Below are 21,512 nucleotides of genomic sequence, written 5' to 3' on the forward strand. Positions count from 1 at the left end.
TTGCCCGGCGTGAATGACAGCAAAGCGCTGCGCGCGGTGTTAGGGTCGCGCCCCTCGGCAACGGACCCGCTTGAAAGGAAGCAGACAGGCCCCTTATGACCCTCGGAACCTTTACCCGCAAAGCCCTAACCGGCCTGCTGCTGATGGCCTTCGGCGGCTGGATCGTCTGGCTGTGGCTGACCCTGGCTGGGCCCACTGCCGGCATGAGCCGCTTCAAGACCCTGGAACCCTTGTCGATCGAGGGGCAAGCGGCGGCGGCCTTGCCCGCCGGCACGGTGCTCTATTACGACACCGGCTTTGCCGAGGGCCATAGCCGCTACCTGGCGTACTTCTATCACAAGGGCGTTATCGCCCAGGAAGCCCTGCCCAAGGCCTTCTGGCCGGGGCAGGCGCAGATCAGCCCCCTGTGGTTATGGAATGTCGATGTCGAGCAGGTCCCGGATAAAACCATGACGCGAGAAGACATTGTCGCCGCGCTGCAGGCTGGCCAGCTCTCCCGGCAGGAGCTGGCGGCCATTGTCGAGTCGTTGCCGCGCTAACTCAGTGTTGCGAATCCGCGGTCTCGTCCAGCCGATCCGCCTCGAGCATCTCGCCACTCTTACCCTTGGTCTTCAACTCGCTGACGATCACCGCCGCGACGATCAGCGCGCCGCCCAGCAGGGCCAGGGCCGGCAGGCGCTCGCCGGCGATGCGTCCGACCAGCCCGGCCCACACCGGTTCGCCGGCGTAGATCAGGGTGGCGCGGGTCGGCGAGACGCTTTTCTGCGCCCAGTTCATCGCCACCTGGATCGCCGCGCTGGCGGCGCCCAGGCCCAGGGCGCTGGCCAGCAGCAGCCAGGAAAAGTCCGGGATGGTTTCCTGGGTCGGCACCACCATCAGGAACGACAGCACCGAGGTCGCGGCCAGTTGTACTACTGTGACCCGGCGCACATCGACCTGGCCGGCGTAGGTGCTGATCAGGATGATTTCCGCGGCGATGGCCACGGTGCTGATCAAGGTGGCGATTTCGCCCGGGCTGAAGTCCAGCGCGGCGCCGCTCGGCCCGGAGAGCAGCATCAGGCCGGTGAAGGCGAGCATGATGCCGATGCTCGGCATCAGCCCCGGGCGCTTGCCCATGAACAGCCATTGCAGCAGCGGCACGAAGGGCACGTACAGCGCGGTGATAAAGGCCGACTGGCTGCTGGGAATGCTTTGCAGGCCAACCGTCTGTAAGCCGTAGCCGAGCATGATGGCGGTGCCGATGAAGACCCCGGCCTTGAGTTCGAACAGGGTCAGCCCGCGCAGGCTGCGCAGGGAGAACAGCCCGACGATGCAGGCCGCCGCGGCAAAGCGCAGGCCGACGAAGAACATCGGGCCGCTGACGGTCATGGCGTGCTGCACGGTGAGAAAGGTCCCGCCCCAGACCATGGTGATCAGCACCAGCACGCACTCGGCTTTGCTCAGTTTGAGGAAGAAGGAGGAAGGTTTGGAGGAGTTCACCGACGTCATGCCCTTGCGCGCTACCCGGGGCGGCCGCACAATGCGCCGCGAAGTTGGGCAGTATACTGCGCAAATCCATACAGTGAGCAATATAGTGCACAAAGATCCCGGGCAGCGCGCATCCGTGCTGCAGCATGTCAGTCATAACGTCCGGCGCTTGCGCCACGCCGCCGAGCTGAGCCAGAGCGCCCTGGCGGAAAAGTCCGGGGTCAGCCGGCGCATGCTGGTGGCCATCGAGGCCGGTGAGAAGAATGTCAGCCTCAGCACCCTGGACCGGGTGGCCGAGGCCCTGGACGTGGCCTTCAGCGACCTGATCCAGGCCCCCGATGCCCGCGACCCGAGCCGCATCAACGAACTGGCCTGGGCCGGGCTGATTCCCGGGAGCAAGGCGGTGCTGCTGGCCAAGGCCAACGCCTGCCGCGAAGTGGAGCTGTGGGAGTGGCGCCTGGAGCCGGGCGAGCAATACCTGTCCGAGCCGGACGCCGAAGGCTGGAGCGAGCAGCTGTATGTCTGCGAGGGCTGCCTGACCCTGGTCCTGGGCGAGCAGGAGCGGCGCCTGGACAGCGGCGAGTTCTTCATGTTCGCCAGCAACCTGCCGCATGCCTATCGCAACGATGGGACGGTGGCGGTGCGTTTCGTGCGCAACGTGGTGATCTGAGCACTGTTGCCTGAGCAACAGTGCTTGAACATTTTGCCTGTTTTAAGTTGATTCCATTTCTTATGAATTCGATTCAACTTACTGATTCACAAGCTTTACAGGCTTCGGCACGACTCCTGCAATCTCCCGGTCAGAACGGATCTTCCGCATTCGACAGGACCTGGAGTCGGCCATGACAGCCACTGCTCAACCCACCCGAACCGCCCACCTCATCCGCTCCGATGCCGAGGCAATCGCCGTCGCCCGGACCCTGGCCGAACGTTTCGCCGTCGAGGCCAGCGTGCGCGATCGCGAGCGGCGCCTGCCGTTCGCCGAGCTCGACGAGTTCTCCGCCAGCGGCCTGTGGGGCATCACCATTCCCAAGGCCTACGGGGGCGCCGGGGTGTCCTACGTGACGGTGGCGGAGGTGATCAAGATCATTTCCGCCGCCGACTCGTCCCTCGGCCAACTGCCGCAGAACCACCTGGGCGTGCTCGACATCCTGCTGCAGACCGCCAGAGAAGAGCAGAAGCGCTACTACTTCGCCAAGGTGCTGCAGGGTTATCGCTTCGGCAACGCGTTCTCCGAAGCCGGCAGCAAGCATGCCGGCGCCTTCGAGACCCGAATCCGTTTCAATGCCGACGGCGCGCGGATCGACGGCGAGAAGTTCTACTGCACCGGCGCCTTGTTCGCCCATATCGTGCCGGCGGTGGCGGTCGACGAAGAGAACAAGGCGTTCATCGCCTTTATCGAACGGGATAACCCCGGCCTGACGGTGATCGACAGCTGGGACGGTTTCGGCCAGCGCACCACCGCCAGCGGCGGCGTCACCCTCGAGGCGGTGCAGGTGCCGCTGAGCGCGGTGATCCCGGCCCATCGCGCGTTCGACGAGCCCACCGCCGACGGGCCGATTTCGCAGATCATCCAGGCAGCGGTGGACACCGGCCTGGCGCTCGGCGCCCTGGAAGAAGCCAAGCGCCACGCCCGCCAGTCGCGGCCCTGGATCGACAGCGGCCAGGACCATGGCTGGCAGGACCCGTTCACCCTCGCTGCCATCGGCGACCTGGAATGGCGGGTGCACGGCAGCGAAGCGATCCTGGAAAAGGCCGGCCTGGCCATCGACCAGGCATTGCGCGAACCCAACGAAGACACCGTGGCCCACGCCTCGGTGGTGGTGGCGCAAGCCAAGGTGCTGTCGACGGAAAGCGCCTTGCTCGCCAGCAGTAAGCTGTTCGAGCTGGCCGGCACCCGCTCGGTGCTCGGCAAGTACAACCTCGACCGCTACTGGCGCAACGCGCGGACCCACACCCTGCATGATCCCGCGCGCTGGAAATACCACCTGATCGGCAACTTCCTGCTCAACGGCGTCAAGCCGGCCCGCCACGCCTGGAACTGAGGAACCGCCCATGAATGCATTGAGCCAAGCCAGCGCCCAGCAAAAGCACTCCGATGTACAGTCCGAATCAAGCCACGACGACCTGAGCCGCGCCCGCGAACTGCTGCAGTCGACCCTCACCTTTGTCCGCGAACAGGCCAAGCCCTGGCCCGGCAGCGGCCTGGCCAGGGCCAGCGACGACCCTTATGTGATCAGCCGCTTTGGCGACCTGCTGATCCGGATCGAAGTTGCCGCCGCCTTGCAGGAGCGGGCGCAGGCCTTGCTCGCCAGGGAACAGGATGTCGCCGAGGTCGGCGTGGCCCAGGCCGAGGCGGCCATCGCCAGCCGCGAGGCCTTGCTCGCGGTGAGCAACGCCGAGTTCGAGCTGACCGGCCAGCGCAGCCCGCTGCCCGCCGCGCAGGATGAGCCGTTGCGCTGGAAATAGCCGTTGATCGGCAACTACCGCCTCAACGGCGTGGTGCCGCCCAGTTTCAGGAGTGCGGTTTGATGCCCCGTGAAATCCGTCTCAATGCCTTCGACATGAACTGTGTCGGCCACCAGTCGCCGGGCCTGTGGGCCCATCCCCGGGACCGTTCCTGGCAGTACAAGGACCTCGAATACTGGACCGACCTGGCGCGGATCCTCGAACGCGGCAAGTTCGATGGCCTGTTCATTGCCGATGTGCTGGGCATCTATGACGTCTATCAGGGCAATGGCGAGGCAGCGATCCGCCAGGCAGCCCAGGTGCCGGTGAACGACCCGCTGCAACTGATCCCGCCCATGGCCCTGGTCACTGAGCATCTGGGCTTCGGCCTGACCGCGTCGCTGTCGTTTGAGCATCCCTATCCCTTCGCCCGGCGTCTTTCGACCCTCGATCACCTGACCAAGGGCCGGGCCGGCTGGAACATCGTCACCTCCTACCTGGAAAGCGGGGCGAAGAACCTCGGGCAGAAAGCCCTGACCGAGCACGACGCCCGCTACGACTACGCCGAGGAATACCTGCAGGTTTGCTACAAGCTCTGGGAAGGCAGCTGGGAAGAGGGCGCGGTGCTGCGCGACCGGGAACGGCGGATTTTCAGCGACCCGAGCAAGATCCATGAAATCCGCCACTTCGGCCAACACTTCCAGGTACCGGGCATCCACCTCTGCGAGCCTTCGCCGCAACGCACCCCGGTGCTCTACCAGGCCGGCGCATCGAGCCGCGGCAAGCAGTTCGCCGCCGAGCAGGCCGAGTGCGTGTTTGTCGCCGCGCCGTCCAAGGTGCTGCTGAAGAAGACCGTGGCCGATATCCGTCACCGCGCCGCCGAGGCCGGGCGCGATCCGGCGAAGATCCTGATCTTCAACCTGCAGACGGTGATCCTCGGCGAGACCGACGCCAAGGCCAGGGCCAAGTTCGAGGAGTACAAGTCCTGGGTCAGCTACGAGGGCGCCATGGCGCTGATTTCCGGCTGGACCGGCATCGACTTCAGCCAGTTCAAGCCCGATGAGCCGCTCAAGCATGTGCACACCAACGCCATCCAGTCGGCGGTGGAGGCCTTCTCCACGGCCGACCCGAACAAGGTCTGGACGCCCCATGAGCTGGCGGACTGGGTCGGCATCGGCGGCTTCGGCCCGCTGTTCGTCGGCAGCCCGGAAACCGTGGCCGACCTGCTCCAGGAGTGGGTCGAGGACACCGATGTGGACGGTTTCAACCTGGCCTATGCGTTGGCCCACGAGACCTTTGTCGACGCCGTCGAACTGCTGGTCCCCGAGTTGCAGAAGCGCGGCGCGTACAAGACCGAATACGCCCCCGGCACCTTGCGCGAGAAGCTGTTCGGCGCCGGGCCGTGCTTGCCGGAGCGTCATCCGGGCAGTGCTTATCGCGATCTGGCGGCCTGGCATCGCCAGGAGCAGCAGGAGGCCTCCATCCGGATACCTTCTCTGTAGCCGCTGCAGCAGGCTATGGTCCATGTGCTGGAGGGGCGCCATGTGTTCCCGCAGTTGACGGTGGAGGACAATCTGCGCAGCGGCGGTTTTGTCCGTGGCTTGAGTCGCCGGCAACTGTCCGCCGACCTGGAGCGCATCTACGCCTGGTTCCCGCGCCTGAAGACCAAGCGCGGCACCCGCGCCGGGCTGACCTCGGGCGGCGAATCGTCCAGGAGATTTTCGAAATCGTCGCGCAACTCAATCGCGAGGCGCGGGTGAGCTTCCTGATCGCCGAACAAAACATTAATGTGGCGCTCAAGTACGCCTCCAGGGCCTACCTGCTCGACACCGGGCGTGTGGCCTGGTCCGGCACGGCCGATGAACTGCTGGCCCGGGGCGATCTGCAGGACTTCTACCTAGGCAGGCACTGATCCGTGAGAACCCCATGAGCCAAACACCCAACGGACAGGCGACTGGCGCCACCCGTGATGCCGATGTACTGATTGTCGGCGGCGGCCTGAGTGGCGCCTTGCTCGCCGCCCAACTGCTGCGCCTGCCGGGCCGGCGCCAGGTGCGGGTGATCGAGCCGCGCAGCGAGCTGGGGCGCGGCGAGGCCTACAGCGCCGTCGAGCTGGGCCACACCCTGAACGGCAACGCCGCGCGCATGAGCGTCGACCCGGACAACGCCGACGACCTGACCCAGTGGCTGAGCGACTACATCGCCGGCGGCGGCTGGCCCGAGTCGGAGCAGCAGCCCGTGCCGGTCAGCGAGCTGTTTCCGCCTCGCGGGATCTTCGGCCTGTATGTCCAGCAGCGGCTGGCCGAAGCCCAGGCGATCGGCGCCTTGCAGGGCTCGACGGTGGCGCATGTGCGCGCCGAGGCGGTGGACTTGCAGGCCGACGCCGAGGGTGCCTGGCTGACCCTCAACGACGGCCAGCAACTACGCGGCGCCTTTGCCGTGCTGGCCACCGGCATGTTCCCGGCGGCGCGTACGCCGCAGACCGAATCCAGCGGCCTCAACGCTGCCGCCCTCGACCCCTGGGATGTCTCGGCCATGAGCCGGCTCGACCCGCAGGCAACGGTGCTGATCATCGGCTCCGGGCTGACCATGGTCGACGCCGTGGTGTCCCTGGAGCAGGCCGGGCATCGCGGGCCGATCGAGGTGTTCTCGCGCCACGGCCTGTTGCCCCATGTGCGGCGCCAGCCACCGGCCTGGGTCGATTTCCTCGCCGAGGATCCTGGCATCCGCACTCCGCGCCAGCTGGTGCACGAGCTGCGTCGCCAGTGCCGCCAGGCGCTGGCGGACGGCGTGGACTGGCAGGCGCCGCTGGATACGGTGCGCGCCCATATCGGGCGTTTGTGGAGCCAGGCCACGGATGGGCAGCGCCGGCAGTTCGTGCGGCATGTGCGGCCCTGGTGGGAAAGCCATCACCACCGTTCTCCGCCCCTGAGCGCCGAGCTGGTGGCGCGTTTGCACGGGGAAGGGCGGCTGCGCATCCATGCCGCCTCGTTCAAGGGCCTGGAGCCTTCGGCGGATGGGCGCCTGGCGATTCGCCTTCGCCGCCGCGGCGAGACGCAAACCAGCTGGGTCGCGGGCGATGCGCTGATCAACTCCAGCGGCATCGAATACGACTGGCGCCGGGTGGCCCGACCGTTGCCGCAGCAACTGCTGGCCCGTGGCCTGATCCAGCCGGGACCGCTGGCCCTGGGGATCCGGGCCGACGCCGGTGGCGCGGTGGTGGACGCCCAGGGGCAGGTGGCCAGCCGGCTGTTCGCCATGGGCCCGCCGTTGCGTGGCATGTGGTGGGAAAGCACCGCGGTGACCGATGTGGCCAGCCAGGCCAAGGCATTGGCGGCGCGGTTGGTGGCGCTGGCGTAACAACGCCACCCCCCGTAGGAACGAGCTTGCTCGCGATAGAAACAACGCGGTGTGTCTGATACAACGCTTCGCGAGCGAGCTCCTACAGGTATGGCGATGGGCTTTAAAGGGAGTCGACCCTCACCCAACGTTGCTCCCGCGCCGCAACCCGGATCGCCGCCGCCAGCCGCTCCACCTGCCAGGCCTGCGCGAAATCCGTCCCGCCGTGCCCCTGGCCGCCGAGGGCCATGATCAGTTCATGCACCTCCAGGGTCTTCAGCTCGTTGTAGCCCAGTTGATGCCCCGGGGCCGGGCTGAAGGCGGCGTAGCCGGGCAGGGCGGGCCCGGCCTGCAGGCGCTGGAAGCCGCTATCGCCGGCACGGTACAGGCGCAGTTCGTTGAGGCGTTCCTGGTCGAAGGCCAGGGTGCCGCGGGTGCCGCTGATCTCGAAACTCAAGTGGTTCTTGTAGCCGTGCTTGAGCCAGCTGCTGCTGAAGGTCCCGCGGGCGCCGCTGGCGAAACGCAGCAGGGCGTGGGCCTGGTCGTCCACGGCGATCGGGCGCTGTTCCTGGCTGCCGGCGCTGGCCGGGCGCTGGTGGTGCACGGTCTGGCTGTCGGCGCAGACCGCCTCGACCTCGCCCAGCAGATAACGCGCCATGGCCAGCAGATGGCTGCCCAGGTCGGCCAGGGCGCCACCGGCGTGCTGTGGGTCGCAGCGCCAGGAGAAAGGCGAGGCCGGGTCGGCCATGAAGTCTTCGCTGAACTCGCCCTGGAAGCTGACGATCTGCCCCAGTTCGCCGCTGTCGACCAGCGCCTTGGCCTGCACGACCATCGGGTTGTGCTGATAGTTGTAGCCGACCCGGGTGACCACCCCGGCGGCCTGGGCCGCGTGTTGCATCTGTTGCGCCTGCTCGACGCTGACCGCCAGGGGCTTCTCGCAATACACCGCCTTGCCGGCTTTCAGGGCGGCCATGGCCATGGGGAAGTGCAGGTGATTGGGCGTGGTGATCGCCACCAGGTCGACCCTGGGGTCGTCGATCAGCCGTTGCCAGTCGTTGTGGGCCCGGGCAAAACCCCAGGCCGCGGCGCAGTGCTCGGCGCGCTGGCGGTCGGCATCGGCCAGCGCCGCCAGGTGCAGGCGCACCGGCAACTCGAACACCGCGCTGACATTGCGGAACGCCAGCGCATGGGCCCGGCCCATGAAGCCGGTGCCGATCAAGCCTATTCCCAGTTCACCCATAACCGACCCCTTGCAGAATTGTTGTTTTAAGGAAGGTTATTTATGGAATAAATATTCTCTAATTGCAATTAGTGGAAAAAATATTCATTTTTGCTCCCCAGAGCTTCTGTAGGAGCGAAGCTTGCTCGCGATGGTCGTCAACGGTAACGCGTATTGCCTGAATGAACGCGTTGTCCTTGCGTTTATCGCGAGCAATCGAGCGTCGACCGGCTGCTCCTACACGTCCGTGCCAGAAATGAAAAAAGGCAGCCCGCAGGCTGCCTTTGTTGTACGGCGAGAATCGATCAGGACAGGAAACCGCCATCCACGTTCAGCGACACGCCCGTGGTGTAGCTCGAGGCATCGCTGGCCAGGTAGAGCACGGCGCCGGCCATTTCGCTCGGGTCGGCCACGCGCTTGAGGGGGATCTGCGCCAGGGCGGTCTTGAGGATGGCGTCGTTCTTCACCAGCGCCGAGGCGAACTTGGTGTCGGTCAGGCCCGGCAGCAGGGCGTTGCAGCGGATGCCGAACTGCGCGCATTCCTTGGCGAAGACCTTGGTCATGTTGATCACCGCCGCCTTGGTCACCGAGTAGATGCCCTGGAAGATGCCGGGGGACACGCCGTTGATCGAGGCCACGTTGATGATGCTGCCGCCGCCGTTGTCGCGCATCAGCTTGCCGGCTTCCACCGACATGAAGAAGTAGCCGCGGATGTTCACGTCGACGGTTTTCTGGAAGGCGCCGAGGTCAGTGTCCAGCACATTGCAGAACTGCGGGTTGGTGGCGGCGTTGTTGACCAGGATGTCCAGGCGCCCGAACTGTTCGCGGATGCCGGCGAACACCTGGCTGATCTGCTCCATCTCGCCGATATGGCAGGCGATGGCGGTGGCCTTGCCGCCAGCGGCAACGATCGCGTCGGCCACATGCTGGCAGCCTTCGAGCTTGCGGCTCGAGACGATCACATGGGCGCCTTGCTGGGCCAGCAGCTTGGCGATGGCTTCACCGATGCCGCGGCTGGCGCCGGAGACGAAAGCGATCTTGCCATCGAGGTCGAACAACTGAGTCTTGGACATGGTTTTTCCTTATTGTGTGCCTGGCGCCGGGACGATCAGAGGCTGGATTTGTGGATGACCTGCAGGCTCATCTGCTCCAGCAGCTTGTTCATGTGGATGAACTGCGCGAAGCGTTTGTCCTGGGTCTGGCCATGGAAGAAGCGGTAGTAGATCTGCTGCACGATGCCGGCCAGGCGGAACAGGCCGTAGGTGTAGTAGAAGTCGAAATTGCCGATCTGGATGCCGGCGCGTTCGGCGTAGTAGTCGACGAACTGCTGGCGGGTCAGCATGCCCGGGGCGTTGCTCGGCTGGCGGCGCATCAGTTGTACCGGCGCCGGGTCGCTGGCTTCGATCCAGTAGGCCAGGGTGTTGCCCAGGTCCATCAGCGGGTCGCCCAGGGTGGTCAGTTCCCAGTCCAGCACGCCGATGATCTGCATCGGGTTGGCCGGGTCGAGGATCACGTTGTCGAAGCGGTAGTCGTTGTGCACGATGCTGGAGGTCGGGTGATCGGCCGGCATCTTGTCGTTGAGCCAGGCCTTGACCGCTTCCCACTTGGGCGCGTCGGGGGTCAGGGCTTTCTCGTAGCGGTCGCTCCAGCCCTTGATCTGGCGTTGCACATAACCTTCGGGCTTGCCCAGGTCGCTCAGGCCGCAGGCTTTGTAGTCGACGCGGTGCAGCTCGACGAACTTGTCGATGAAGCTCTTGCACAGGGCTTCGGTCCTGGCCGCGTCGAAACCCAGCTCCGGCGGCAGGTCGGAGCGCAGGATGATGCCCTTGACCCGCTCCATCACATAGAACTCGGCGCCGATCACCGATTCGTCGGTGCAGTGCACATAGGCTTTCGGGCAATACGGAAAGCCGTCCTTGAGCTGGTTGAGGATGCGGTACTCGCGGCCCATGTCGTGGGCCGACTTGGCCTTGTGGCCAAAGGGCGGGCGGCGCAGGACGAATTCCTGTTCCGGGTATTCCAGCAGGTAGGTCAGGTTCGAAGCGCCGCCCGGAAACTGGCTGATCTGCGGGGTGCCGGTCAGGCCCGGAATATGTGCCTTGAGGTACGGATCGATCAGGCTGGCATCGAGTTCCTCGCCGGAGCGAGTACGGGTGGACTGGTCAGTAAGCGCCATGCTTATCCCTTCTGCTTATTCTGGAGGCCAGAGATTATTGACTAATCTAATGCGCCCACCTGAGCGCCACAATCGCCGAAGGGCTTTATAGGTGAGCGTGTTGCCGGACAATCATTGCTTTTGATACAAGCGTTTGAATGTGCCCGGCTTCACTCTAGTCCAGATCGCGGGGCCTGAATGAGCATTCCGACCGGGCTCGCGCATCGGCAGCCGGTTTCTACGCAGCGTGGCGGGCGCCTTCGTACCGCGCCTGGTTCAGTTCGGCGCAGGCAGGGCGATAGGCGTCAACAGCGGCTGGCCGCTGAAATGGGCGACGAGGTTCTTGCCCACCAGATCCACCGTGGCCTGGGTCGCTTCCGGCGACAGCCCGGCGACGTGCGGCGTCAGCACCACATTGTTCAGGGTCTTCAAGGCATCCGGCACCCGCGGCTCGTCGTCGAACACGTCCAGGGCCGCGCCGGCGATGCTGCGTTGCTCCAGGGCTTGCAGCAGGTCGGCGGTATTCACCACGCTGGCGCGGGCGATGTTCACCAGGAACCCCTCCGGGCCCAGGGCCTGGAGCACGGCTTTGTCGATCAGCTGGCGAGTGCCCAGGCCGCCGGGCGTGGCGACTATCAGGAAGTCCGAATGCCGTGCCAGCTCGCTCGGGGTCGAACAGAAGCTATAGGGCACGTCGCTGCGGATCTGCCGGTTGTGGTAGCTGACGCTCATGTCGAAGCCATTGGCGCAGCGTTTGGCGATGGCCAGGCCGACGGCGCCAAGGCCGAGGACACCCAGGCGCTTGCCGGCCAGGGAAGGGCGCATGACTTTCGGCCATTCGCCACGCCGCACGGCGGCATCGACGCGGGGAATGTCACGGACCAGGGACAGCAACAGGGCCATGGCGTGGTCGGCCACCGACGAGGCGTTGACCCCGGCGCCGTTCGTTACTGCGACCCCGCGGTTGCTCGCCGCTTGCAGGTCGACCTGCTCGTAGCCGGCGCCGATCACACAGATGATTTCCAGGTGCGGCAGGGCGGCGATTTCTTCGGCGGTCAGGCCCAGCGGGCCCCGGGTGAGCACCGCGTTGATCTGCCCGGCATGGGCCTTGATGGCGGCCGCCCGTTCGCTGGGCGTCGGCGCGAGGATCAGGTGGAAGCCCTGGTTTTCCAGGATCCACAGGTAGTCATTGATGGTTTCGACGAGGACCAGAACGGTGGCGGGCATGCGTGTCTCCTGAAGGACTGAAGAGGGAGGGACGGCGTACGGCACATCGACGACAACCGGCGTACAGCTCATGGAACTGCTGTACCGTGATAAACCACTCAAGCGCTCAAGATTGCGGATTGCAGGGCACTTTGGCAAGGCGCTGTCGCGGGTTTTCCCCGCGACAGCGGCCTGGAAAGCGTCGCCGTCCGCGAGGGCCTGATCGCCGGCAAGCCGGCTCCTGCAGAGAGGGCATTCAGAAGCGGATATCGGCGGTTTTCACTCGCCGGACAAAGGCGCCATCCAGGGTCGCGTTGTGGTGCTCGATGATCGCCCGGGCCGGCAGCGCCGGGGTGTCCATGCAGGTATGGGCATCCTCCACCAGCACGGCGGCGAACCCCAGGTCCAGGGCGGCGCGGCAGGTGGCGTCGATGCAGTACTGGGTCTTCATGCCGACGATCACCAGTTCATCGATCTGCTCGGCCCGCAGCTGTTCGGCCAGCCCGGTGCCGACAAAACAATTGGGGCGGGTTTTGTCCAGCCGCTGGTCGCTGGCCTCGAGCTGCAATTGCGGCAGCAGTTGCCACGGCGCGCTGCCGGCGGCGATGGGCGAACCTTGCGGGCCGGTATGGCGCACGGCGATCACCGGCGTGCCGGCCTGCCGGGCGCGGTGGATCAGTTGGTTGATGTTGTCGAGCACGCGCTGCCCCTCGAAGGGCTGCTCTGGTCCGTGAAACAGGCCGACCTGCATGTCGACGATCAGCAGGGCGGGGCGCTGGGCCTGGGGTGACGGCATGGTGTTTCTCCTTGTGAGCCAGCTGGACGGAGAAACAAAAGGCCCCGTCCATTGCTGGCGGGGCCTTGGGTTCGACTGCGCTGTTGTCAGCTCATGCAGCGACCACACGACCCGCCGGAAGCGGTCGTGGTGGTAGTGCGGGTGAGGTGGCGCGGGAAAGGATTCATGGCGCCGATCATGGGGCCAGGGTTTGCGCACTGTCAATCCGAGGGGGATGCTGGTTTGAGTGTCCGGGCCTTGGCGGTTTCCAGCCGTCGGGCGAAGGCGCCGAAGGATTGTTGCCGCTTTTTGCAGCGCTGGATCAGCGAGCCGGGTGGGTAATCGATGGGGCCTGTGAACTACGCTGAGCTTGCTTGAGTGTCTTGAGCGGGTGCGGGTCAGTGCTCCTGACCAGCAGGTCGCTTTCAGGACACGATGGGTCGCCTGGGTGCAATCGCCGGGCTATGGTGATGGGCAAGCTTCCAGGATGCCCCGGACCCGGTGCGCCAAGACACTTGGCCGGAGAGCAAGAATGGTGACCGAGGATCCACGCCTCCGTGACGTGGTCGGGCGCTGCAGCCGAAGACTCCGGACGGGCTGCCGCTATGCGGCGGTGGCGTTCGAGATGCCGAGGTACGTTTATGTCTGATGACACGCTTCACCTGCCTCTGATTCACAGCGTGTTGGAGCGCGAAAAGGACACCCCCGGTGCCTTGCTGCCGATTCTCCACGCCATTCAGGACGGTTGTGGGTACATCCCCGACGCCGCCATCCCCGAGATCGCCCATGCCCTCAACCTCAGCCTGGCTGAAGTGCACGGCGTGATCAGCTTCTACCACGATTTCCGTACCACGCCGCCCGCGCGCCATACCCTGCGCCTGTGCCGGGCCGAGTCCTGCCAGAGCCGGGGCGCCGAACACCTGGCTGCGCAACTGCGCGAACAACTGTTGCTGGACGACCATGGCACCACGGCCGACGGCAGTATCAACCTGCGACCGGTCTATTGCCTGGGGGCCTGCGCCTGTTCGCCGGCCCTGGAACTGGACGGCGAGCTGCACGCCCGGATCACCCCCGAGCGCCTGCGCCAGCTGGTCAGTGGCTGCCTGGAGGATGGCGCATGCTGAAGCTCTATATCCCCCGCGATTCGGTGGCCCGTGCCGTGGGCGCGGACAAGGTGGCCGTTGCGCTGGTGCGTGAGGCCGAACGTCGACAACTGCCGTTGGAGCTGTGCCGCACCAGCTCCCGTGGCCTCTATTGGTTGGAGCCGCTGCTGGAAGTGGACAGCGCCGACGGCCGCCTGGGTTTCGGCCCCCTGACCCCGGAGGACGTGCCGAGCCTGCTCGACGCCCTGGCGGCAGACCCAAACAGCCACCCATTGGCCCTGGGGCCGGTGGAAGAGATCCCCTATCTGAAGAGCCAGCAGCGCCTGCTGTTCGCTCGGGCCGGCATCACCCAGCCGCTGTCCCTGGACGATTACCGCGCCCAGGGCGGTTTCCGGGGCCTGGCCCGGGCCATCCAGATGGAGGGCGCGCAGGTGGTGGCCAGCGTGCTCGACTCCGGCCTGCGCGGCCGGGGTGGCGCGGCCTTTCCGGCGGGTATCAAGTGGCGCACCGTGCGCGAAGCCGCGGGTGCCCAGAAGTACGTGGTCTGCAACGCCGATGAAGGCGACTCCGGCACCTTCGCCGACCGCATGCTGATGGAGGGCGACCCCTTCCTGCTGATCGAAGGCATGATCATCGCCGGCCTCGCCGTGGGCGCCAGCAAGGGCTATATCTACGTGCGCTCGGAATACCCGGACGCCATCGGCACCCTGAACGAGGCCCTGCGCATCGCCCGCGAGGCCGGTTACCTGGGGGCGAACGTGGGCGGTAGCGGCCGCCCCTTCGAGCTGGACGTGCGGGTGGGGGCCGGCGCCTACATCTGCGGTGAGGAGACGGCGCTGCTGGAGTCCCTCGAGGGCAAGCGCGGCACGGTTCGCGCCAAGCCGCCGCTGCCGGCCCTGCAGGGCCTGTTCGGCTTGCCGACGCTGGTGCACAACGTGCTGACCCTGGCCTCGGTACCGATCATCCTGGAGAAGGGCGCGCAGTTCTATCGCGACTTCGGCATGGGACGTTCCCTGGGCACCATGCCGTTCCAGCTGGCCGGCAACGTCCGCCAGGCGGGCCTGGTCGAACGTGCCTTCGGCCTGAGCCTGCGCGAACTGGTGGAAGGTTATGGCGGCGGTACCGCCAGCGGTCGACCATTGAAGGCGGCGCAAGTGGGTGGGCCGCTGGGAGCCTGGGTGCCCCCCGCGCAATTCGATACGCCGCTGGATTACGAGGCGTTCGCCGCCATGGGCGCGATGCTCGGCCACGGTGGCGTGGTGGTCGCCGACGACAGCCTGGACATGGCCCAGATGGCCCGTTTCGCCTTGCAGTTCTGCGCCGAGGAATCCTGCGGCAAGTGCACGCCGTGCCGGATCGGTTCGACCCGCGGGGTGGAGGTGGTGGACCGCTTGATCGCCAGCACCGACGCCGCAGCCCGTGAGGAACAGGCGCTGCTGCTGCAAGACCTCTGCGACACCCTGCAATACGGCTCGCTCTGTGCCTTGGGCGGGATGACTTCCTACCCCGTCGCCAGCGCCCTCAAGCACTTTCCCGCCGACTTCGGTCTGGCGACCACGGAGGCCGACCAATGATCAATATCTTCGACCCTACCAGTGATATCGACCTCGGCACCCCGGCCCGCGAAAGCGCGGTGCAGGTCAGCCTGACCATCGACGGCCGCGAAATCAGCGTGGCCTCCGGCACTTCGGTGATGCGCGCCGCGGCGTTGCTCGGCACCAGCATCCCCAAACTCTGCGCCACCGACAGCCTGGAAGCCTTCGGCTCCTGCCGCATGTGCCTGGTGGAGATCGAGGGCATGCGCGGCTATCCGGCCTCCTGCACCACGCCGGTGACCGAGGGCATGGTCGTCCACACCCAGACCTCCAGGCTCGCCAGCCTGCGGCGCAACGTGATGGAGCTGTACATCTCCGACCACCCGCTGGACTGCCTGACCTGCTCGGCCAACGGCAACTGCGAGTTGCAGACGGTGGCGGGGCAGGTGGGCCTGCGGGAAGTGCGCTACGGCTACGAGGGCGCCAACCACCTGGACGAACGGAAGGACGTCTCCAACCCCTATTTCGACTACGACCCGAGCAAGTGCATCGTCTGCAACCGCTGCGTGCGCGCCTGCGAGGAAACCCAGGGCACCTTCGCCCTGACGATCAGCGGGCGCGGCTTCGACTCCCGAGTGGCGGCGGCCGGCGGCGACAATTTCCTCGACTCCGAGTGCGTGTCCTGCGGCGCCTGCGTACAGGCCTGCCCGACCGCCACGCTGATGGAAAAGAGCGTGGTGGAGATCGGCCAGCCCGAGCGCAGCGTCATCACCACCTGCGCCTACTGTGGCGTGGGCTGCTCCTTCCGCGCCGAAATGAAAGGCGAGCAACTGGTGAGCATGGTCCCGGACAAGAACGGCCAGGCCAACCACGGCCACTCCTGCGTCAAGGGGCGCTTTGCCTGGGGCTACGCCACTCACCCGGACCGCATCACCAAGCCGATGATCCGCAAGCACATCAGCGATCCGTGGCAAGAGGTCAGCTGGGAAGAGGCGGTCACCTACGCGGCCAGCGAGTTGCGCCGCATCCAGCTGAAATACGGACGCGACTCCATCGGCGGCATCACCTCCAGCCGTTGCACCAACGAAGAGACGTACCTGGTGCAGAAGCTGGTGCGTACCGCCTTCGGCAACAACAACGTCGACACCTGCGCACGGGTCTGCCATTCGCCCACCGGCTACGGGCTCAAGCAGACGCTGGGCGAGTCCGCCGGCACCCAGAGTTTCGACTCGGTGATGCAGGCCGACGTCATCCTGGTGATGGGCGCCAACCCTACCGACGCGCACCCGGTATTCGGCTCCCAGCTCAAGCGCCGCCTGCGCCAGGGCGCGCGGCTGATCGTCATCGACCCGCGGCGCATCGACCTGGTGGATTCGCCCCATGCCCGTGCCGACCTGCATTTGCAGCTGCGTCCGGGCACCAACGTGGCCATGCTCAATGCATTGGCCCATGTGATCGTCACCGAGGGCCTGGTCAACCAGCCTTTCGTCGATCGGCGCTGCGAGGCGGCGGACTTCGCCCGCTGGCGCGATTTCGTCAGCCTGGCGGAGAATTCCCCCGAGGTCCTGGGGCCGATTTGCGGGGTACCGGCCAAACAGATCCGCGACGCCGCGCGGCTGTACGCCACCGGTGGCAACGCGGCCATCTACTACGGCCTGGGCGTCACCGAGCACAGCCAGGGCAGTACCTCGGTGATGGGCATCGCCAACCTGGCGATGGTCACCGGCAACATCGGCCGCGAGGGTGTCGGGGTCAACCCGCTGCGCGGGCAGAACAACGTCCAGGGCTCCTGCGACATGGGCTCCTTCCCCCACGAGCTGCCTGGCTATCGGCATATTTCCAACGAGGCGGTGCGCGCCCAGTTCGAACAGGCCTGGAACGTGACCCTGCAACCCGACCCGGGCCTGCGCATTCCCAACATGTTCGAGGCGGCCCTGGACGGCACCTTCAAGGCGCTCTACTGCCAGGGCGAGGACATCGCCCAGAGCGACCCCAACACCCAGCACGTGACCGCCGCCCTGACGGCCATGGAGTGCGTGGTGGTGCAGGACATCTTCCTCAACGAGACGGCCAAGTTCGCCCATGTGTTCCTGCCGGGCAGCTCCTTCCTCGAGAAGGACGGCACCTTTACCAACGCCGAGCGCCGCATCTCGCGGGTGCGCAAGGTCATGGAACCGCTGGCCGGCAAGGCCGACTGGGAGGCCACCATCGCCCTGGCCGACGCCCTGGGCTACAAGATGCAGTACAGCCATCCATCGGAGATCATGGATGAGATCGCGCGCCTGACGCCGACCTTCCACCGCGTCAGCTACGCCGAGCTGGACCGTCACGGCAGCCTGCAATGGCCATGCAACGATGCCGCGCCGGACGGCACGCCGACCATGCACATCGATGAGTTCGTGCGCGGCAAGGGCCGCTTCATGCTCACCGGCTACGTGCCCACCGAGGAGAAGGTCAACAGCCGCTACCCGTTGCTGCTGACCACCGGGCGCATCCTCAGCCAGTACAACGTCGGCGCCCAGACCCGGCGCACCGACAACGTGGCCTGGCACGAGGAGGACCGCCTGGAAATCCACCCGGCCGACGCCGAGAACCGCGGCATCGTCGATGGCGACTGGGTCGGCATCGGCAGCCGCGCCGGGCAAACGGTGCTGCGGGCCAAGGTCAGCGAGCGGGTGGCGCCGGGGGTGGTCTACACCACCTTCCACTTCCCGGAATCGGGCGCCAACGTGATCACCACCGACAACTCCGACTGGGCCACCAACTGCCCGGAATACAAGGTGACGGCGGTGGAGGTGGTGCGGGTCAACCAGCCTTCCGAATGGCAGAAACGCTATCAGGCGTTCAGCGATGAACAGGGGCGCCTGCTGCGGGAACGTCGTCACGCCGAGAAAGCCGAGGTGCGCCGATGAGCAGCGAAAGCCTGATCAAGATGGCCAACCAGATTGCCCAGTTCTTCGCCAGCGAACCAGACAAGGCCCAGGCAGTGCGCAGCGTGCGCCAGCACCTGAAAAGCTTCTGGACGCCGGCCATGCGCAGAGAGTTGACCGCCTGGGAGGTGACACACCCTGGCGCGGCGCTGCACCCCCTGGTGCAGGCGGCGTTGAAGGAAGAGGAAACGCAAGGGCAGACCTAGCGTCTGCCGTTGGCGGGCAAACCTTGAACCGGACCGCCTCGTTGCAACCAACCAGAAGCCAGGGCCTTGCCCTGGCTTCTGCGTTACATCTCCAGCACGAAGGCCAGGCCTGAACCCGAGCCCAGCACTTGCCGCAGATCAATGAAAGGCGGTGCCTGACCCCGCAAAACCGCGCTCCAGACATCTGCACCGGCAAACCGTTCCTCAGCTAAGTCTTTGCTTCTGCCGAGTAATCCCGGACAATCGCGCCCCTGTTTCGGCGAGGGCTCTGTCTGTCGGGTATTCCGACGCGTCCTGGCCGAGTGGCAAATGACCGGAATGTGGAGATCCCACCGGATGAATGATCAGGCCAACAGCGTTGATCAACGCTTTGAAGCGGCAGCCCCAGCGACCCTCGCGAGCTGGAATCGCCAAGACACTACCTGGATGCTGGGCCTGTTCGGCACCGCCATCGGCGCAGGGACCCTGTTCTTACCGATCAACGCCGGCCTGGGCGGCTTCTGGCCGTTGTTGATCCTGGCGCTGCTGGCGTTCCCGATGACCTTCTTCGCCCACCGTGGCCTGACCCGCTTCGTGCTCTCCGGGCGTGACGGCGCGGACATCACCGAAGTGGTGGAAGAGCATTTCGGGATCAAGGCCGGCGCCCTGATCACCTTGCTCTACTTCTTCGCCATCTTCCCGATCCTGCTGATCTACAGCGTGGCCCTGACCAACACCGTGGGCAGCTTCATGGAGCACCAGCTGCACATCATGCCGCCGCCGCGCGCCGTGCTGTCGCTGGTGCTGATCCTCGGCCTGCTGGCCGTGGTGCGCTGCGGCGAGCAGGCGATCGTCAAGGCCATGAGTCTGATGGTCTACCCGTTCATCGTCGCCTTGCTGTTCCTCGCGGTGTTCCTGATTCCGCACTGGAACGGCGGCATCCTCAGCACCGCCAGCACCCTGCCTGAACCTTCGGCGTTCCTGCACACCCTGTGGCTGGCGATCCCGGTCATGGTGTTCTCGTTCAACCATTCGCCGATCATCTCGGCCTTTGCCGTGGACCAGAAGCGTCGTTATGGCGCACACGCCGAAGAGCGCAGCTCGCAGATCCTCTCCCGCGCGCACTTGCTGATGGTGGCGATGGTGCTGTTCTTCGTCTTCAGTTGCGTGCTGACCCTGTCGCCGGCCCAACTGGCCGAAGCCAAGGCGCAGAACCTGTCGATCCTGTCGTACCTGGCCAACCACTTCAGCAACCCGACCATCGCTTTCGCTGCGCCGTTGATCGCGTTCGTGGCCATCGCCAAGTCGTTCCTGGGTCACTACATCGGCGCCAGCGAAGGCCTCAAGGGGCTGATCGTGAAGAGCGGCCGCCGTCCGGGCGCCAAGGCCCTGGACCGCATGACCGCGGCCTTCATGCTGGTGGTGTGCTGGATAGTCGCCACGCTCAATCCGAGCATCCTCGGGATGATCGAAACCCTGGGCGGCCCGATCATCGCGGCCATCCTGTTCCTGATGCCGATGTATGCCATCCGCAAGGTGCCGGCCATGGCCCGCTACCGCGGCCAGGCTTCCAACGTGTTCGTCACCCTGGTCGGCCTGGTGGCGATCACCGCGCTGGTCTACTCCCTGAGCGCCTGACCCGCCGGCGGCCCACCGCGCGTTGGCGGTGGGTTGCCGCGCAGAAATGCCTGATTCAGCGAAGCCACGGCCGCTGACTGCGTATAAAGCGCGGCGCGGCCGTTTTTTTGGTAAGCCGGAAAGTCCAGGGCCAGCAAGCAGTCGCGGTTGACCCGCTGCGGCTGGCCGAGCCGGCTCAGTGCCACGCCATGGCGCAGGAAATAGCGCTCCAGGGCTGGCGTGGTCACCGCCACCACCGAGTTCGCCCCCAGGGTCCAGGCGGTGTGCAGGGTGTGCCAGAACACCCGCATCGGCAGCTTGCCGTTTTCCAGGGCCGAGGCGGCGAAACGCGAGATTTCCCAGGTGTCGTGCTGCCGCGGCGCGGGCCGGTCGCAGAGAAAACCGAACACGTCCGCCAGCAGATAGGGCTGGGTGGTCGGCAGCAAGCGGGCGCAGCCATGGACCTTTTCCTCGCTGTCCAGCGCCAGTGTGTAGCGGGTGTCGGCATGGTCGAACTGATCGACCTCGTGCCCGCACTGGCGGGTGCCGGCGGGCAGTCGCCAACCCAGTTGCTTGATGAAGACCGCATGGCGATAGCGACCGAGGTCGTCGCGCAGTGTCGGTGAAAGCTGGCTTTCATGCCGTGATATCACAGTGATCATGGGTCGATATCCTTATCGTCGGGTGAAGCGTCAGATCAGCCCCAGGACGGCGGCATAGGCGGCGGCCAGGGTCTTGTTGGCCGCGCCGAATTTCTTCTGGATGACCTTGAGGTGGAAGTTCACGGTATTCACCGAGATGCCCAGGATCAGGGCTATCTCCCCGGAACTCTTGCCGTCGGCCGTCCATTGCAGGATTTCCCGCTCGCGCGCGCTCAGCTCCAGCTGTTCGACCTGGCTGCTGGGGTGCCCGAGTTCGCCGAGGCGCGTGGTTGCCAGTTCGATGATGCAGCGCAGGCGCAGGCGGATTTCTCCCAGTTCCACGGCGCTGATCGCCGTGCATTCCCGGGCCACCGACAACACGCTCAGGGCGCTGTCGGGCGTGTGGATGGGCAAGGTGGCGCCCACCCGCAAACCCCATTCCCGAGCCTCGCCCCACAGCACCGAGCCTTTGCCGAACAAGGCGTCGCTCCAGATCACCATTTCCGTGGAGCGCAGGCCGTTGAGGATCGTCGGGTCGATCGCGGCGTAGTTCTGTTGCTGGTAACGCTCTATCCAGGCTTGCGGATAAGAACCATAGATATCGATTTTCGGGCGGGTAAAAGGTATCGAATGCCTGACTCCGTAAGCGTAGAAATCAAACCCCAGGGACCGGACTTCCCGTTCCAGCAGCGCGAATACCTGTGCGCTTTCCTGTTGCTTGAGCATCTCCATGCGCAGGTCGTTCCACCAGTGCATGAAATCCTGTCGTTTCTCCATGGCGTTTGCCTTGATTCCTTGCACGTCAGGGAATCTAGTCCAGGGCAATACGCTGTCAATATTCATGAAGTTCATAGAAAATCCCACAACTGCCCTGATCCTGCGTCCTTCACCT

At 65.6% G+C, this 21,512-nt stretch carries 18 protein-coding genes and 2 pseudogenes; 12 read left to right on the forward strand and 8 right to left on the reverse strand.

The genetic code is table 11. The features are described 5' to 3' along the window. Positions 1 to 95 precede the first annotated feature (95 nt). Entirely contained in the window at positions 96 to 539 is a 444-nt protein-coding gene (locus H0I86_RS12755) for a hypothetical protein (protein ID WP_180925283.1), read from the forward strand. A 1-nt stretch (position 540) separates the two neighbouring features. On the opposite strand, the pseudogene H0I86_RS12760 reads toward H0I86_RS12755, so the two are convergent. Then, positions 541 to 1,558: pseudogene (locus tag H0I86_RS12760) on the reverse strand (DMT family transporter). A gap of 15 nt (positions 1,559 to 1,573) precedes the next feature. Between H0I86_RS12760 and H0I86_RS12765 the strand changes: the two are divergent. The 6 genes and pseudogenes from H0I86_RS12765 (at position 1,574) to H0I86_RS12790 (ending at position 7,275) form a co-directional block, all read left to right on the forward strand. Beyond that, a complete protein-coding gene (locus tag H0I86_RS12765) occupies positions 1,574 to 2,137 on the forward strand; it encodes a helix-turn-helix domain-containing protein (protein WP_038583791.1) in 564 nt (187 codons plus the stop codon). A 172-nt stretch (positions 2,138 to 2,309) separates the two neighbouring features. Further along, positions 2,310 to 3,512 (forward strand): SfnB family sulfur acquisition oxidoreductase, encoded by a 1,203-nt coding sequence (locus tag H0I86_RS12770; protein ID WP_180925284.1) that lies wholly within the window; start codon positions 2,310 to 2,312, stop codon positions 3,510 to 3,512. A 10-nt stretch (positions 3,513 to 3,522) separates the two neighbouring features. After that, entirely contained in the window at positions 3,523 to 3,936 is a 414-nt protein-coding gene (locus tag H0I86_RS12775) for an acyl-CoA dehydrogenase (protein WP_180925285.1), read from the forward strand. Between the two features lie 62 nt (positions 3,937 to 3,998). Next, complete coding sequence (locus H0I86_RS12780) at positions 3,999 to 5,417, forward strand: LLM class flavin-dependent oxidoreductase (RefSeq protein WP_180925286.1); 1,419 nt, start codon at positions 3,999 to 4,001, stop codon at positions 5,415 to 5,417. Between the two features lie 3 nt (positions 5,418 to 5,420). After that, positions 5,421 to 5,827, forward strand: a pseudogene (locus H0I86_RS12785) (ATP-binding cassette domain-containing protein); the annotation flags it as partial. 14 nt (positions 5,828 to 5,841) lie between these two features. After that, complete coding sequence (locus H0I86_RS12790) at positions 5,842 to 7,275, forward strand: FAD/NAD(P)-binding protein (protein WP_180925287.1); 1,434 nt, start codon at positions 5,842 to 5,844, stop codon at positions 7,273 to 7,275. 103 nt (positions 7,276 to 7,378) lie between these two features. Here the strand turns inward: H0I86_RS12790 and H0I86_RS12795 are convergent, their stop codons facing one another. The 5 genes from H0I86_RS12795 to H0I86_RS12815 form a co-directional block, all read right to left on the reverse strand. Continuing rightward, the gene (locus tag H0I86_RS12795; protein WP_180925288.1) at positions 7,379 to 8,494 is read right to left on the reverse strand and encodes a Gfo/Idh/MocA family protein; all 1,116 of its coding nucleotides are present in this window, start codon (positions 8,492 to 8,494) and stop codon (positions 7,379 to 7,381) included. 284 nt (positions 8,495 to 8,778) lie between these two features. Beyond that, a complete protein-coding gene (locus H0I86_RS12800; protein ID WP_007923881.1) occupies positions 8,779 to 9,546 on the reverse strand; it encodes an SDR family oxidoreductase in 768 nt (255 codons plus the stop codon). 35 nt (positions 9,547 to 9,581) lie between these two features. Beyond that, entirely contained in the window at positions 9,582 to 10,649 is a 1,068-nt protein-coding gene (locus H0I86_RS12805) for a phosphotransferase family protein (protein ID WP_180925289.1), read from the reverse strand. Positions 10,650 to 10,904: 255 nt separating this feature from the next. Further along, the gene (locus tag H0I86_RS12810; RefSeq protein WP_180925290.1) at positions 10,905 to 11,855 is read right to left on the reverse strand and encodes a 2-hydroxyacid dehydrogenase; all 951 of its coding nucleotides are present in this window, start codon (positions 11,853 to 11,855) and stop codon (positions 10,905 to 10,907) included. 235 nt (positions 11,856 to 12,090) lie between these two features. Beyond that, positions 12,091 to 12,630 carry a cysteine hydrolase family protein gene (locus H0I86_RS12815; protein ID WP_180925291.1) on the reverse strand — a complete coding sequence of 180 codons (540 nt, stop codon included), beginning with the start codon at positions 12,628 to 12,630 and terminating at the stop codon, positions 12,091 to 12,093. Between the two features lie 620 nt (positions 12,631 to 13,250). On the opposite strand from H0I86_RS12815, the gene H0I86_RS12820 reads away from it, so the two are divergent. The 5 genes from H0I86_RS12820 (at position 13,251) to H0I86_RS12840 (ending at position 20,000) form a co-directional block, all read left to right on the forward strand. Next, positions 13,251 to 13,733 (forward strand): formate dehydrogenase subunit gamma, encoded by a 483-nt coding sequence (locus tag H0I86_RS12820; RefSeq protein WP_180925292.1) that lies wholly within the window; start codon positions 13,251 to 13,253, stop codon positions 13,731 to 13,733. Beyond that, on the forward strand, positions 13,727 to 15,286 hold the full coding sequence (locus tag H0I86_RS12825) for a formate dehydrogenase beta subunit (protein ID WP_180925293.1): 1,560 nt from the start codon (positions 13,727 to 13,729) through the stop codon (positions 15,284 to 15,286). The genes H0I86_RS12820 and H0I86_RS12825 overlap by 7 nt, the downstream gene beginning before the upstream one ends. Continuing rightward, entirely contained in the window at positions 15,283 to 18,159 is a 2,877-nt protein-coding gene (gene fdhF, locus H0I86_RS12830) for a formate dehydrogenase subunit alpha (protein ID WP_180925294.1), read from the forward strand. Before H0I86_RS12825 ends, fdhF begins: the two co-directional genes overlap by 4 nt. Continuing rightward, positions 18,156 to 18,383 (forward strand): formate dehydrogenase subunit delta, encoded by a 228-nt coding sequence (locus H0I86_RS12835; protein WP_009048514.1) that lies wholly within the window; start codon positions 18,156 to 18,158, stop codon positions 18,381 to 18,383. Before fdhF ends, H0I86_RS12835 begins: the two co-directional genes overlap by 4 nt. A 336-nt stretch (positions 18,384 to 18,719) precedes the next feature. Next, positions 18,720 to 20,000 carry a serine/threonine transporter gene (locus H0I86_RS12840; protein WP_180925295.1) on the forward strand — a complete coding sequence of 427 codons (1,281 nt, stop codon included), beginning with the start codon at positions 18,720 to 18,722 and terminating at the stop codon, positions 19,998 to 20,000. Here H0I86_RS12840 and H0I86_RS12845 read toward each other — a convergent pair. Together H0I86_RS12845 and H0I86_RS12850 are read right to left on the reverse strand one after the other, a co-directional pair. After that, positions 19,982 to 20,641: an acyl-homoserine-lactone synthase gene (locus tag H0I86_RS12845; RefSeq protein WP_180925296.1), complete on the reverse strand. Its 660-nt coding sequence runs from the start codon at positions 20,639 to 20,641 to the stop codon at positions 19,982 to 19,984. The genes H0I86_RS12840 and H0I86_RS12845 overlap by 19 nt on opposite strands. Positions 20,642 to 20,671: 30 nt before the next feature. Next, complete coding sequence (locus H0I86_RS12850; RefSeq protein WP_038579745.1) at positions 20,672 to 21,397, reverse strand: autoinducer binding domain-containing protein; 726 nt, start codon at positions 21,395 to 21,397, stop codon at positions 20,672 to 20,674. Positions 21,398 to 21,512 lie beyond the last annotated feature (115 nt).

This window comes from Pseudomonas chlororaphis subsp. aurantiaca, from assembly GCF_013466605.1.
In the GTDB taxonomy this organism is placed as follows: domain Bacteria; phylum Pseudomonadota; class Gammaproteobacteria; order Pseudomonadales; family Pseudomonadaceae; genus Aquipseudomonas; species Aquipseudomonas chlororaphis_I.